Source organism: Rhizobium anhuiense (assembly GCF_003985145.1).
GTDB lineage: Bacteria > Pseudomonadota > Alphaproteobacteria > Rhizobiales > Rhizobiaceae > Rhizobium > Rhizobium anhuiense.
This window is the reverse complement of record NZ_ML133523.1, coordinates 411,400-425,357: the sequence shown is the minus strand read 5'-3', so window position 1 is coordinate 425,357 and position 13,958 is coordinate 411,400. Positions and strand designations below refer to the sequence as shown.

Genomic DNA, 13,958 nt, shown 5'->3' with positions numbered 1-13,958 from the left:
TGCCGCTCTTGCAGGCAGTCTACTTCGTCGCGCCGCGTTTCAGGTGCTCGTCCAGCCGCGGCATGATCTCGACGAAATTGCACGGCACGCTGCGGTAGTCGAGTTGGCCTTTCAGAATGCCGTCCCAGGCATCCCGGCAGGCGCCGGGCGAACCCGGCAGCGCGAAGATGAAGGTGGCATTGGCAACGCCTGCCGTGGCGCGCGATTGGATCGTCGCCGTGCCGATCTTCTCGTAGGAGATCCGGTGGAAGATGGCGGAAAAGCCGTCCATCCGCTTTTCGAACAAAGGCTCCAGCGCCTCGGGCGTCACGTCGCGGCCGGTAAAGCCGGTACCACCCGTGGTGATGACGACGTCTATGTCTTTGCTGTCAATCCAGGCCTTTACCCGGGAGGCAATCTCCGTCCGATCATCGGGCACGATGCCACGGTCGACCAGCCGGTGGCCCGCTTCGGTGATCCGCGCCGCCAGCGTGTCGCCTGACTTGTCCGTCTCCGGCGTGCGCGTGTCCGAGATCGTGAGAACCGCAATACCGACCGCGATGAAGGGCCGCTTTTCGTCCAGAGCTGCCATCACATGCCTCCCGAAACCGTTTCCGTCGCCTGGAAATACCAGTCGGGCCGCGCGTCGTGAAGAGCCGCCGCCGCATCTTCGGCGGCGGTCATAGTGGCAAAGATGCCGAAGCAGGTGGCGCCGGAACCGGACATGCGGGTCAACAGCGCGCCGCTGGCCTGCAGCATCGCCGAGATCGCCGATATCTCCGCCACAAGCTCACGCGCCGGCGGTTCCAGATCGTTGCGGGCGGCACCGATCGCCGCGAGCCAGTCGGCAGTGTTGGGCACGCGCGGAGCCAGGCTCAAGGCCGGATTGTCCTTTGTCGCCAACCGGCGGAAAACTTCGGGCGTCGACACGCCCTTCAGCGGATTGGCAAGCACCATGGCAAAGGCCGGCAGATCGGGCACCGGTTCGATCTTTTCGCCAATGCCGCGGGCAATCAGCGGCCGGCTTTCCATGCACATCGGCACGTCGGCGCCGAGCTTCAGCGCCAGCATAGCAAGCGCGTCCTCGGGCAACCTCGTGCCCCAGAGGCGCATCAGCCCCCGCAAGGTCGCAGCTGCGTCGGCCGAGCCGCCGCCGATGCCGGAGGCGATCGGCAAATTCTTCTGGAGATGGATATGCACAGGGAAGGCGAGGGCTCCGACCGTCTCGCGCAGGAGATCACGCGCCCTCAGCACGAGGTTGGTGCCGCCATCTTCGGCAAGCGCGCCGCCGAAACGGCCTGACAGGGTGAAGGCGTCGGCCTGTGCGGGCAGGAAACCCAGCCGGTCGCCATGCTCTGCGAAGGTCACCAGCATATCGAGCAGATGATAACCGTCCGGCCGCTGGCCCGTCACATGCAGGGCCAGGTTGATCTTCGCGCGCGCCTCTTCGGTGACGCCGAAAGCGTCGGCCAGGCCCTCTTCAGGCATGCGTCCCGCCCGTCAGGATTTCTTGTCGACCGGCGGCGGCGTGACGGGGGCCGGATCCGGCTGCTTCTTGTCGGCCGCCTTGGCATCGTCGCTGACGGGAGGCAGGCCGTTGGCGACCTTGTCCTTGATCTTCGGGATCTCGGCAGCCTCAGGCTCGGAGCTGAGCGCCCGGTTCCACTGGTAGACGGCTTCGAGCTTGCGCCCGACGCGCCAATAGGCATCGCCGAGATGGTCGTTGATCGTCGCGTCGCCGGCCTTGATCTGGGCAGCCCGCTCCAGCTCGTCGACGGCATCGTCGAAGCGGTTGAGGCGGAAATAGGCCCAGCCGAGCGAATCGATGATGTAACCGTCGTCAGGGCGAAGATCGACGGCCTTCTTGATCATCCCGAGACCTTCGTCGAGGTTACGGTTCATGTCGATCCAGGAATAGCCGAGATAGTTCAGCACCTGCGGCTGGTCGGGGTTGAGCTCCAACGCCTTGCGGAAATTCGGCTCCGCCTGGTCCCACTTCTTCAGCCGTTCATAGGCAATGCCGCGCTGGAAGAAGACGCTCCAGTTGGCGCGGCCGGGAATGGGGCCGATCGCTTCGACGGCCTTGTCGTAATTGGCGGCCATCGCCTCGTAGTCCTTGGCATCGGAGAGCACGCTGCCATAGGCGAGGTAGCTGCGGATGTCCTTCGGGTCGGAGGTGATCAGCGCCTGCAGGTGCTTGCGCGCCTCCTCCACCTTGCCGCCCTGGGCAAGGGCAAGGCCGAGCTGCAGCTCGGAGATGCGCCGCATCGGCGAATTCTCCGGCACTTTCTTGTAGAGCGCGATGGCGCGGTCCATCTGGTTCTGCTTCTCGGCGATGCCGCCGAGCAGCACCAGCGTATCGGCGCTGTTCGGATCGAGCGCATTGGCCGTCTGCAGGTAAAGCGAAACGATGTCCTCGGCGCCGTCGCGGTTCAGTGCGCCGCCGACCGAAAACAGCACGCCGGCAGCCCCTTCTTCGGCTGTCTTGACCTGCTGTTCCTGCTTCTCGTCCTTTTCGATGCTGTCGCGCAGCGCGTTCAGCGGCGCATAATTCGGCAGCAGGTTGTCACCGACGGAAACGGCGTCGAGCGCCTTCTGCTTATTGCCCTGCGTTGCTTCGAGGCGGGCAAGCGCCATCACCGCGCGCATGAAGGTGTCGGGCGCCGTCGCACCGCCTTCCTTGTCGAGCACGGCATCGTTCAGATGCTTGCGGGCGGACTTCACATCGCCGGTGGCGATGGCGATCGCCCCGGCATTGTAATTCTGGAAGATGCGGAACCAGTCCGGTCCCTTCATCTTCTCGACCATGGTGAGCGCTTCCTTGCCGCGGCCGGCGCCGACGCGGGCCCAGGCAAGCAGCAGGTCGTTCATCATCCGGTCGAGATCGTTCGGCCCCTTATACTTCAGGATGGCCTCGGCGGTCTTGTAGTCGTCGCGGCGCACGGCATCCATGCCGCGCACGATCGTGGTGATGCGCTCGACGGAAGGATCGCCCTTCAGGTCGTTGGCATATTTGACGCCCTCCTTGATGTCGCCATTGAGCAGCAGCGAGATCATCAGCCGCTGGCGAATCTCGGGATTGCCGGGTTCGATCTGCAGCGCCTTCTTGTAGAGTTCGATCGCGGTTTCGTAGTCATGATCGACATCGGCCGTGCGGGCGGCGAGGAAGGCGCCGGAGAAACTGGTGACGCTATCGGCATCGAAGAAACTGTCGGTCTTTGCGGCATCGCCCGTCTTGGCCGCATCCTCGGCGTTGACGCCGCCGACGCCGCCCAGCGAAAGGACAGCGGCCAGCGCTGCGCTCGTAAGAAGACGGATGGCAAATCTCTGCCGCATTAGGAAACCTTTCTTCGACAGCGTCCCGGCAATGGGGCCGGCCGCAAAACAAGTTGCGATCACTGATTCATAACAGGATGGCTTTTTTGAAGCGGCGCTGCAAGAAAATCAGCCTGCGATCAAGGACGATTGATCAATTGACGCGCTCGATGCAGAAGTCGATCACTTCCATCAGGGAGGATTTCCAGACGGTATCGGGAAGCGGCGCAAGCGCATCCCGTGCGATCGTGCCGTAATGGATCGCGCGGCCGATCGTGTCGCTCAGCGTGCCATATTTGGTGATCAGCCCCAGCGCTTTTTCGAGGTTGGCGTCGGTGCTGTTGCCGGCTTCGATCGCATCGCGCCAGAAGGCGCGCTCGTCCTCGGTGCCGCGGCGATAGGCGAGAATGACCGGCAGAGTGATCTTGCCCTCGCGGAAATCGTCGCCGACATTCTTGCCGAGATCGGCAGCCTTGCCGCCATAGTCGAGCGCGTCGTCGACGAGCTGGAAGGCGAGCCCGAGATTCATGCCATAGGATTTCAGGGCGTTGCGGCCGGACCGGCCGGCCTCGGCGACGATCGGCCCGACTTCGGCGGCGGCAGCAAAGAGAGCGGCCGTCTTGGCGCGGATGACGGAGAGATAATCGTCTTCCGTCGTCTCCATGTTCTTGGCGACGGAAAGCTGCAGCACTTCACCTTCGGCGATCACGCAGGCGGCCGAGGACAGGACGTCGAGCGCATCGAGCGAGCCGACATCGACCATCATGCGGAAGGCTTGGCCGAGCAGGAAGTCGCCGACCAGCACGCTTGCCTGGTTGCCCCAGATCATCCGTGCCGTCGATTTGCCGCGGCGCAGATCGCTCTCGTCGACGACGTCGTCATGCAGCAGCGTCGCCGTGTGCATGAACTCGACCGATGTGGCGAGCTTGACGTGGTTTTCGCCCCTGTAGTCGAACAGCGAGGCGGAAGCCAGCGTCAGCATCGGCCGCAGCCGCTTGCCGCCGGATGAGATCAGATGGTTCGCCACTTCGGGGATCATCTGCACGTCGGAGCCGGCCTTGGACAGAATGAGCTGGTTTACTCGCTCCATATCCGCCCTGGTGAGATCGACCAGCGGCTTTATGGATGCCAGTTTGTTTTTGCTTTCTTCAAGCGGTATGACCACGCCCAACGACCCGGACTCCTATTCATTAATTGCACCTGACAATAGAAAGGGGCGATGGACGCGGCAAGGGGTGAATTGTCGCGCTGAGCGAAATTGGAAGGAAAACGACGGCAAATGCATGAGCTTATCCGCGCCAACGACCCCGTTCTTCTCTCCTATGCCGAGAGTTTGATGAAGGATGCCGGAATTCACTGCTTCATCGCCGATCAGGGCATGAGCGTGCTGGAGGGCTCGCTCGGCATGCTGTCGCGCCGCCTGCTGGTGGACGAGGAGATGGCCGATCAGGCGCGCCGCATCCTCATCGATGCCGGTCTCGGCGGCGAGCTGCGCGAGCGGAAGTGAGCTCCGATGGCAGGCGAAACCACTGACACCATCGATGCCTTCCACCGCGGCGCCTTCCATGTGGTGCAGCCAAAGGGCAGGGGCCATCGCGCCGGCATGGATGCGATGCTGCTTGCGGCTCTCGTCGCCGACGATCGCCCGGTCAGGGTTGCCGATCTCGGCGCCGGCGCCGGTGCCGCCGGCCTTGCCGTCGCTTCGCGGCTTGCCGATGCAGAGGTGGTGCTCTTCGAGCGCTCGGCCGAGATGGCCGATTATGCCCGCCGCAGCATCCTCTTGCCCGGCAATGCCCATGTCGCAGGCCGCGTCAGCGTCGTCGAGGCCGATGTGACCCTGACCGCCAAGGCGCGCAACGATGCCGGCCTTACCGATGAGAGCTTCCACCACGTCATCATGAACCCCCCCTTCAATGATGCCGGCGACCGACGCACGCCGGATGCGCTGAAGGCCGAAGCCCATGCGATGACCGACGGCCTGTTCGAAAGCTGGATCCGCACGGCCGGCGCCATCATGATCCCCGGCGGCCAATTGTCGCTGATCGCCAGGCCCCAGTCGATCGCCGAAATCATCCTCGCCTGCGGCCGTCGCTTCGGCGGCCTCGAATTGACAGCCATCCACCCGCGTCCGGGTGAAAATGCGGTCCGTATCCTGGTGACCGCAATCAAGGGATCGCGGGCGCGGCTGTCGCTGCGCGCGCCTCTGATCATGCACGAAGAGGGGAGCCACAAGTTCTCCCCTCTCGTCGATGATTTCAACAATGGCCGGGCGGCTTACACCAGAATTTAGCCGGTGACGAAGTCGAAGAGCAGCTTGACGTTCAATCCGGCGATGACGACCGCGATCACATAGGCGATGCCGCTCAGCCAGCGCGGCGCCACCAACTCGCCCATCTTGGCCTTGCTGGCGGTGAACATCACAAGCGGGAAGACGGCGAAGGAAAGCTGCAGGCTGAGCACCACCTGCGTCAGGATCAAAAGCTCGGCCGTGCCTTGATCGCCATACCAGATGGTGACGATTGCCGCCGGCACGATGGCGATGGCCCGGGTGATCAGCCGGCGCACCCATGGCTTCAGCCGGATCTTCAGGAAGCCTTCCATGACGATCTGACCGGCAAGCGTTGCCGTCACCGTCGAATTGAGGCCGCAGCAGAGAAGCGCGATGCCGAACAGCGTCGGCGCGATGGCGAGGCCGAGCAGCGGCGACAACAGCGAATGCGCCTCGCCGAGTTCGACGACGTCGGTCTTCCCATGCGCGTTGAAGGCGGCAGCCGCCAGGATCAGGATCGAGGCGTTGATCAGCAACGCGAAGCACAATGCGACCGTCGAGTCGATCGTCGCAAAGGTCAGCGCCTCCTTCTTCTCAGGGATAGTATGGCCATAGGCCCGCGTCTGCACGATGCCGGAGTGGAGGTAGAGATTGTGCGGCATGACGGTGGCGCCGAGAATGCCGAGCGCCAGGTAGAGCATCTCGGGATTGGTGACGATCTCCGTTGTCGGGAAGAAGCCGGTGAGGACGGCGCCCCATTGCGGGTCGGCAAGCAATATCTGCACGCCGAAGCAGATCGCGATGACGCCGAGCAGCGCGATGATGAAGGCTTCCACCCAGCGGAAGCCGAGCTTCTGCAGGAAGAGGATCACGAAGACGTCGAGCGCGGTGATCAGCACGCCGAGTTCGAGCGGGATGCCCATCAACAGGTTGAGGCCGATCGCCGTGCCGATCACCTCGGCGATATCGGTGGCGATGATGGCGATTTCGGCAAAGGCCCAGAGCGGCACCGAGACATATTTCGGAAAAGCGTCGCGGCAAGCCTGCGCAAGATCGCGGCCGGAGGCGATCGCCAGGCGGGCGCAGAGCGATTGCAGCACGATCGCCATCAGGTTGGAAAGCAGCGCGACGGTGAGCAGCGCATAGCCGAATTTCGAGCCGCCGGCGAGCGAGGTCGCCCAGTTGCCGGGGTCCATGTAGCCGACGGCGACCATATAGCCGGGCCCGGCAAAGGCTGCCGCCCTTCGCCACATCGAGCTGTGACGCCCGGTTCCGACGGTGCGGTAGACATCGGACAGCGACGCCTCGCCGCGTTCGTGCCGCCAGCCGCTCTTTGCATTCGGATTGAGGACGTCCATGCGATTTCCACCTGTTTTAGCGTCGGTGCACTATGACGGATTAGAATGATAATGCAATTCATTCGCAACAAGAAAATCAATCCCGATGCCTCGGGCCGATGTTTTCAGGAACGCGGCCATTGCGTTTGGCGTTCCAGCGCATACATGGATGCCGATCGTAAATTGCGAGCGTGCGACCTGAAGCAAAGGATGGGAAATGGCCGGATTCTTGAGAAAGCTGCTGCCGAAACGGTTCCGCAAGGACGGCATCACCATCCCGGTCGTCCGGCTGCAGGGGGCGATCATCAGCGGCGGCGGCCAGTTCCGGCCAACCCTCAATCTCGCCAATGTCTCCCCGGTCCTGGAAAAGGCCTTCGCCATGAAGGACGCGCCGGCAGTCGCCATCTCCATCAATTCGCCGGGCGGCTCGCCCGTGCAGTCGCGGCTGATCTTCACCCGCATTCGCGAGCTCGCCCGCGAGAAGCAGAAGAAGGTTCTGGTCTTCGTCGAGGATGTCGCCGCCTCCGGCGGTTACATGATCGCACTGGCCGGCGACGAGATCATTGCCGATGCCACCTCCATCGTCGGCTCGATCGGCGTCGTCTCCGGCGGGTTCGGCTTTCCCGAACTGTTGAAGAAGATCGGCGTCGAGCGCCGCGTCTATACGGCGGGCGAAAACAAGGTGATCCTCGATCCGTTCCAGCCGGAAAAGGAAAAGGATATCGAGTATCTGAAGAGCCTGCAGCTCGAAATCCACCAGGTCTTCATCTCGATGGTGCGCGAGCGTCGCGCCGGCAAGCTGCAGGACGATGCGGCGGTCTTCTCGGGCCTGTTCTGGAGCGGCACGCGCGGCCTCGAACTCGGCCTCATCGATGGCCTCGGCGACATGCGCCAGGAATTGAAGCGGCGCTACGGCCAGAAGACCAAGCTGGAGCTCGTCACCGCCGGCCGCGGCCTGTTCGGCCGCCGGATTCCCGGCGTATCGCCCGTCTCGCTCGAAGGGGCTGCATCCGGTCTCGCAACAGGGCTTGTCGAAGCGGCGGAAGAGAGAGCATTGTGGAGCCGTTTCGGGCTTTGAAGGGAGCAAGAGAGGGGCATGCCGCAGTTAATTACCATCCTCATCCTGGTTTTCTCAGCCTGGTGGCTCTACCGCCGCTTCGTCTCCGATGCCCGCAAGCTCGCCGAAAAATCGCGCCAAGCTGAAAAGGAGCGTCAGACCGGCGCGATCGGCACGCTGGTCAAGGACCCGGCGACGGGCGAATACCGGCTGAAGCGCGAGGGAGAATAAGGGGCCCGACTGTACCGGCCTCTCACCCGGCGCTTGCCCCTCATCCGCCTGTCGGCACCTTCGCCCCGCTCGCGAGGAGAAGGGAAATATGCCGCACCGGCAGCCTCAATCTCGCCGCAGCGTTTGGCACGTCCCCTCGATCCGCGAGCGGGGAGAGGGTTAGGGTGAGCGGTAACCGAATTCCTCTTCCATATCGCCGCAGCCGTCTCTCCACCGCTGTAAAAGTCTTGACCCCCGTCGCCCTCCATGGCACCTGTCGCGCCGATAATTCCCAAGCAATCGGTGCCGTTCGATGTCAGCTATCCCAGACCATATGAACCCGAAGCGCTCCTTCCAGGCGCTGATCCTGACCCTGCATAGCTACTGGGCGGACAAGGGTTGCGCGGTGCTGCAGCCCTACGACATGGAAGTCGGCGCCGGCACCTTCCACCCTGCCACAACGTTGCGCGCCCTCGGCCCCAAGCCGTGGAAGGCGGCTTACGTGCAGCCGTCGCGGCGCCCGTCCGACGGGCGCTATGGCGAGAACCCGAACCGGCTGCAGCATTATTATCAGTACCAGGTCATCCTGAAGCCGAACCCGCCCAATCTGCAGGAACTCTATCTCGGCTCGCTGGCGGCGATCGGCCTCGATCCGCTGCTGCATGACATCCGTTTTGTCGAGGACGACTGGGAAAGCCCGACGCTCGGCGCCTGGGGCCTCGGCTGGGAATGCTGGTGCGATGGCATGGAAGTCTCGCAGTTTACCTATTTCCAGCAGGTCTGCGGCATCGAATGCTCGCCGGTCGCAGGCGAACTGACCTATGGTCTCGAACGCCTCGCCATGTATGTCCAGGGCGTCGACAATGTCTACGACCTGAACTTCAACGGCCGCGAAGGCGACGAAAAGATCAGCTATGGCGATGTCTTCCTGCAGGCCGAGCAGGAATATTCGCGCCATAATTTCGAATTCGCCAATACCGAGATGCTGCATCGCCACTTCGTCGACGCCGAGAAGGAATGCCGGGCGCTGCTCGATGCCGGCGCGCCGGGGGATAACGCCAACCAGCGCCTGCACAAATGCGTCTTCCCGGCCTATGACCAGTGCATCAAGGCCAGCCACGTCTTCAACCTGCTCGACGCCCGCGGCGTCATCTCGGTCACCGAGCGTCAGAGCTACATCCTGCGGGTGCGCACCCTTGCCAAGGCCTGCGGCGAAGCCTTCCTGCTGACCGACGCCGGCGGCGTCAATCTGGCCAAAGAGGCGGCGTGACGCAAAACCCTGTCGGCCGTATCATCCATATCAACGGCTGGCCGGGCACTGGAAAGCTGACTGTCGGTCGCTTGCTGGCAAAAAGGCTCGGCGCGCGGCTCATCGACAACCATACACTGCTCAATCCTGCCGAGGCTCTGTTCTCCCGCAGCGATCCGCTGCACGCCTCGCTGAGAGGGCAGATTCGCCACGCGTTTTTCGACCATGCCGCGCGCGCGGACCCTGCCGAAAGCTTCGTCTTTACCGATGCTCTATCGGACGACGCAGATGACGCTGCGACCTTCTCCTGGTACAGCGATCCGGCCGCCGCGAGAGGCGCCGATCTCGTGGCGATCCTGTTCGATTGCGCCCCGGAGGAGAATGCCAGGCGTCTTGTTGCTCCCGGCCGGGCTGAGGCGCTCAAGCTGACGGATACGGCGACGTTACAACGGCTGCGGGCAAACCATAAACTGCTGCGTGGGCTGGCTGAACGCACCGTCGAAATCGACACGACGGGCTTTTCACCGGAGCAGACGACGGCCCGGATCCTCGCCGATATCGGCGTTTGACGGCAGCCGGCAAACCCGCGTAGTCTCCGCCCCGACATTACTTCGCTGCGGGGGGATTCGCGATGTATATTGCGCTTGGCGTCATCGTTCTGGTCGCGCTCTATCTCGTCTTCATCTACAACGGCCTGGTTCGTGCGCGGCAGATGGCGGAAGAGGCCTGGTCGGGCATCGACGTCCAGCTCAAGCGTCGCGCCGACCTGATCCCGAACCTGATCGAGACGGTCAAGGGTTATGCCGCCCATGAAAAGTCGACACTCGAAGAGGTGGTTGAGCTCCGCAACAAGGCGCAGGCCGTGCCATCGGGCGATGTCGCGGGCAGGGCCCAGGCGGAAGGGCTGCTCGGCCAGGCGCTCGGTCGGCTCATCGCGCTCGCCGAAGCCTATCCCGATCTCAAGGCCAACCAGAACTTTGCCGAGCTGCAGGCTTCGCTGGAAACCATGGAAGGCGAGTTGCAGATGGCGCGCCGTTATTACAATGGCGCGGCCCGCGACCTGAACGTCAAGGTCGAAAGCTTCCCGTCCAATCTGGTCGCCGGCCAGTTCGGTTTTGCCAAGCGGGACTATTTCGAAATCACCAATGAGGCCGATCGCGCCGTCCCCAGCGTGAAATTCTGACGATCCGGCATTTTGCCTTTGCAAGAAAGCGATTAAGAGCAAGGGCAGATTTGCGGCCGGTAATGGTCGCCTTATGGACGGAAGAACAGCATGACACGCACAGCCAAACTCACGATCATCCCGCCGGGCAAGCCGCTTTCGGGCCGCGCCATGCCACCGGGCTCCAAGTCGATCACCAATCGCGCGCTTCTGCTCGCCGGCCTTGCCAAGGGCACCAGCCGGCTGACGGGCGCGCTGAAGAGCGACGATACGCGGTATATGGCCGAAGCGCTGCGTGGGATGGGGGTTTCGATCGACGAGCCCGATGATACCACCTTCGTCGTCACCGGCAGCGGCAGGCTGCAGCCGCCGAAGGCGCCGCTCTTCCTCGGCAATGCCGGCACCGCGACACGCTTCCTGACGGCGGCGGCGGCTCTGGTCGACGGCACCGTCATCGTCGACGGCGACGAACATATGCGCAAGCGCCCGATCGGCCCGCTGGTCGAGGCGATGCGCACGCTCGGCATCGACGTGAGCGCCGAAACCGGCTGCCCGCCGGTCACGGTCAAGGGCACCGGCCGCTTCCAGGCCGACCGCATCCGTATCGATGGCGGCCTGTCCAGCCAGTATGTCTCGGCGCTGCTGATGATGGCGGCCGGTGGTGACCGGCCCGTCGACATCGAACTCGTCGGCGAGGATATCGGCGCGCTCGGCTATATCGATCTGACCACCGCGGCGATGAAGGCCTTCGGCGCCAAGGTCGACAAGACCAGTCCGGTGACCTGGCGCGTCGAGCCGACCGGCTACTGCGCCGCCGACTTCATCGTCGAGCCCGATGCCTCGGCTGCGACCTATCTCTGGGCCGCCGAGGTTCTGACCGACGGCGCGATCGATCTCGGTGTTCCCTCCGATACCTTCTCGCAGCCGGATGCCCGCGCCTATGACGTCATCGCCACATTCCCGCACCTGCCGGCAGAGATCGACGGCTCGCAGATGCAGGATGCCGTTCCGACGCTTGCCGTGCTTGCCGCCTTCAACGAGACGCCGGTTCGCTTCGTCGGCATCGCCAATCTGCGCGTCAAGGAATGCGACCGCATTCGGGCCCTGTCCACGGGGCTCAACAATATCCGCGAAGGTCTGGCTGTCGAGGAGGGCGACGATCTGATCGTTCATTCCGATCCTGCTCTCGCCGGTCAAACGCTGCCGGCCGAGATCGATACCTTTGCCGATCACCGTATCGCCATGAGTTTCGCGCTCGCCGGGCTGAAGATCGACGGCATCACCATTCTCGATCCCGATTGCGTCGGCAAGACTTTCCCTGCCTATTGGCGGACACTGGCGGCACTCGGCGTGACATATCGGGACAAGGATTGACGAAAACGCAGCCGAGGCTGCCGACGGAGAGACAGGGATGGGGCGTCGGTTTTTCGGATTTTGCTTTGCACTGCTGTTGATGCTCGCCGCCCCGGCGGCCTTTGCCGCCGAGGTGATCGACAATTTTGCCTCCGACATCGTGCTGGAAAAGAGCGGCGCGATGACGGTGACGGAAACGGTCACCGTCAACGCCGAGGGCGACCGGATCAATCACGGCATCTTCCGCGATTTTCCGCTCTATTTCACCGATGCCTCGGGCCGTCGCCGCAGCGTCGATTTCGATATGGTGTCGGTCCAGCGCGATGGCGCGGATGAGCCCTGGCACACTGAATCGATATCGGGCGGCATCCGCATCTATGCCGGTTCTGCCGATGTGACGGTGACACCGGGCCGTCATCGATATGCCTTTACCTACAGGACCAACCGGCAGATCCGTTATTTCGACGATCATGACGAACTCTATTGGAACGTCACCGGCAATGGCTGGATCTTCCCGATCCGCTCGGCGACGGCGACGGTGACGCTGCCACCGGGTGTCACTGCCACCGAGACGACCTTCTTCACCGGCCGGCAGGGCGCAACTGGAAAGAACGCCCGCGCCAGCGAAACCGGCGCCGGCATCGTTTTTTCCACCACCGCGCCTCTCGGTCCTAACGAAGGCCTGACCTTCGCGATCAAGATGCCGAAGGGCTCGATCGATCCGCCGAGCACGGATATGGAAAGCACATGGTGGCTAAAGGACAACCGTGATTATTTCATCGGCTTCGGTGGGCTGATCCTGGTTTTCGCCTATTATCTCAGATCATGGCTGAAGGTCGGTCGCGATCCTGCCCGCGGTGTCGTCGTGCCCCGCTGGGACGCGCCTGATGGTATCTCGCCGGCACTGGTCAACTACATCGACAATAAGGGCTTTTCCGGCGAGGGCTGGACCGCCCTTTCCGCCACCGCCCTCAATCTTGCGGTTCGCGGTTACGTCAAGCTCGAAGATCTGAAGAATTCGATTGTCATCCGCGGCACCGGCAAGGCGCTCGGCAAAGAGAAATTCCAGGCCGGCGAGATCGAACTGCTGAAGGCCGCTGGCGGCGCCGGCAAGACGCTGACGATCGACAAGGCCAATGGCGAGCGGGTGAAGTCCGTCGGCCAGGCTTTCCGCTCGGCGATCGAGAAAGAGCACCGCGGCAAATATTACAATTCCAACCTCGGTTATACCACGGGCGGCATTGCGCTCAGCGCCGCCGCCCTGGTGGCGCTGTTCGTCTTTGGGTCGCTGCAGCCCGACACCATCGCGCTGATGCTGATCCCGATCGCCATCTCGGTCTTTGTCGCGGTGTTCGTCGCCGGCTTCATGCGGTCGCTGCATCGCGGCAGGTCGCTGTTCGGCAAGATCATCGCCATCATTGCCACGGCGATCGGCGTTTTCGTCGGCATCAGCATCCTGGCGACCGTGGTCCTGGCGCTTGCCTCGTCGCTGGTGGAACTGCATGAAACGCCGATGCTGTTTGCCGTCGGCGGCATAGTACTGCTCAACATCCTCTATTTCTTCATCATGGGCGCGCCGACCCCGCTCGGCGCCAAGATGATGGATGGCATAGACGGCTTGCGCCAATATCTGACGCTGGCCGAGAAAGACCGGATGAACACGGCAGGCGCGCCGGAAATGTCGCCGCAGCATTTCGAGACGCTGCTGCCCTATGCGGTGGCGCTCGGCGTCGAAAAGCCCTGGTCGCGCACCTTCGAAACCTGGCTTGCGGCAGCCGCTGCCGGTGCGGCTGCCACCTATGCGCCCGCCTGGTATTCCGGCAATTTCAACAGCGGCAGCTTTTCCGATCGTATCGGCGGCTTTTCCTCGTCGATGGCCTCGACCATCGCTTCGACGATTCCGGCACCGCCGCCATCCAGCTCATCCTCCGGTTTTTCCGGCGGCGGTTCGTCGGGCGGCGGTGGAGGAGGCGGTGGAGGCGGGGGCTGGTAGCTTTCCCGCTTGACCTTTGGGCCCTTGGCCCTTA

14 protein-coding genes are annotated in these 13,958 nt (G+C 63.2%); 9 read left to right on the top strand and 5 right to left on the bottom strand.

Features of this window, described 5'->3' with window-relative positions; all coding sequences use genetic code 11:
* Positions 1–19 precede the first annotated feature (19 nt).
* The 4 genes from moaB to EEQ99_RS12665 form a co-directional block, all read right to left on the bottom strand.
* Positions 20–571, bottom strand: coding sequence for a molybdenum cofactor biosynthesis protein B (gene moaB, locus EEQ99_RS12680; RefSeq protein WP_028756708.1), 552 nt, complete (start codon positions 569–571; stop codon positions 20–22).
* Positions 571–1,467 carry a 4-(cytidine 5'-diphospho)-2-C-methyl-D-erythritol kinase gene (locus EEQ99_RS12675; RefSeq protein WP_127430541.1) on the bottom strand — a complete coding sequence of 299 codons (897 nt, stop codon included), beginning with the start codon at positions 1,465–1,467 and terminating at the stop codon, positions 571–573. The genes moaB and EEQ99_RS12675 overlap by 1 nt, the downstream gene beginning before the upstream one ends.
* 12 nt (positions 1,468–1,479) lie before the next feature.
* Positions 1,480–3,315, bottom strand: a complete 1,836-nt coding sequence (locus EEQ99_RS12670) for a tetratricopeptide repeat protein (RefSeq protein WP_063476431.1) — start codon at positions 3,313–3,315, stop codon at positions 1,480–1,482.
* A gap of 133 nt (positions 3,316–3,448) precedes the next feature.
* Positions 3,449–4,465 (bottom strand): polyprenyl synthetase family protein, encoded by a 1,017-nt coding sequence (locus EEQ99_RS12665; protein ID WP_028756705.1) that lies wholly within the window; start codon positions 4,463–4,465, stop codon positions 3,449–3,451.
* A 108-nt stretch (positions 4,466–4,573) separates the two neighbouring features.
* Between EEQ99_RS12665 and EEQ99_RS12660 the strand changes: the two genes are divergently transcribed.
* Positions 4,574–4,801, top strand: coding sequence for a putative signal transducing protein (locus EEQ99_RS12660; protein ID WP_024321294.1), 228 nt, complete (start codon positions 4,574–4,576; stop codon positions 4,799–4,801).
* A gap of 6 nt (positions 4,802–4,807) precedes the next feature.
* Positions 4,808–5,584: a tRNA1(Val) (adenine(37)-N6)-methyltransferase gene (locus EEQ99_RS12655; protein WP_127430540.1), complete on the top strand. Its 777-nt coding sequence runs from the start codon at positions 4,808–4,810 to the stop codon at positions 5,582–5,584.
* On the opposite strand, the gene EEQ99_RS12650 is transcribed toward EEQ99_RS12655, so the two are convergent.
* Entirely contained in the window at positions 5,581–6,921 is a 1,341-nt protein-coding gene (locus tag EEQ99_RS12650; RefSeq protein WP_047613846.1) for an Nramp family divalent metal transporter, read from the bottom strand. The genes EEQ99_RS12655 and EEQ99_RS12650 overlap by 4 nt on opposite strands.
* Before the next feature lie 196 nt (positions 6,922–7,117).
* Here EEQ99_RS12650 and EEQ99_RS12645 point away from each other — a divergent pair, with 196 nt between their 5' ends.
* The 7 genes from EEQ99_RS12645 to EEQ99_RS12615 all read left to right on the top strand — a co-directional run bounded on the left by EEQ99_RS12645 (position 7,118) and on the right by EEQ99_RS12615 (position 13,924).
* Positions 7,118–7,978: a S49 family peptidase gene (locus EEQ99_RS12645; protein WP_047615364.1), complete on the top strand. Its 861-nt coding sequence runs from the start codon at positions 7,118–7,120 to the stop codon at positions 7,976–7,978.
* An 18-nt stretch (positions 7,979–7,996) separates the two neighbouring features.
* Positions 7,997–8,188: a membrane protein gene (locus tag EEQ99_RS12640; RefSeq protein WP_047613848.1), complete on the top strand. Its 192-nt coding sequence runs from the start codon at positions 7,997–7,999 to the stop codon at positions 8,186–8,188.
* Between the two features lie 292 nt (positions 8,189–8,480).
* Positions 8,481–9,437, top strand: coding sequence for a glycine--tRNA ligase subunit alpha (locus EEQ99_RS12635; protein WP_028756701.1), 957 nt, complete (start codon positions 8,481–8,483; stop codon positions 9,435–9,437).
* Positions 9,434–9,985 carry an adenylate kinase family protein gene (locus tag EEQ99_RS12630; RefSeq protein WP_097622963.1) on the top strand — a complete coding sequence of 184 codons (552 nt, stop codon included), beginning with the start codon at positions 9,434–9,436 and terminating at the stop codon, positions 9,983–9,985. Before EEQ99_RS12635 ends, EEQ99_RS12630 begins: the two co-directional genes overlap by 4 nt.
* Before the next feature lie 62 nt (positions 9,986–10,047).
* The gene (locus tag EEQ99_RS12625; RefSeq protein ID WP_047613851.1) at positions 10,048–10,599 is read left to right on the top strand and encodes a LemA family protein; all 552 of its coding nucleotides are present in this window, start codon (positions 10,048–10,050) and stop codon (positions 10,597–10,599) included.
* 90 nt (positions 10,600–10,689) lie between these two features.
* Positions 10,690–11,952, top strand: coding sequence for a 3-phosphoshikimate 1-carboxyvinyltransferase (locus EEQ99_RS12620; RefSeq protein WP_127430539.1), 1,263 nt, complete (start codon positions 10,690–10,692; stop codon positions 11,950–11,952).
* A 37-nt stretch (positions 11,953–11,989) separates the two neighbouring features.
* A complete protein-coding gene (locus EEQ99_RS12615; RefSeq protein ID WP_097622961.1) occupies positions 11,990–13,924 on the top strand; it encodes a DUF2207 domain-containing protein in 1,935 nt (644 codons plus the stop codon).
* The last annotated feature ends 34 nt before the right edge of the window (positions 13,925–13,958 follow it).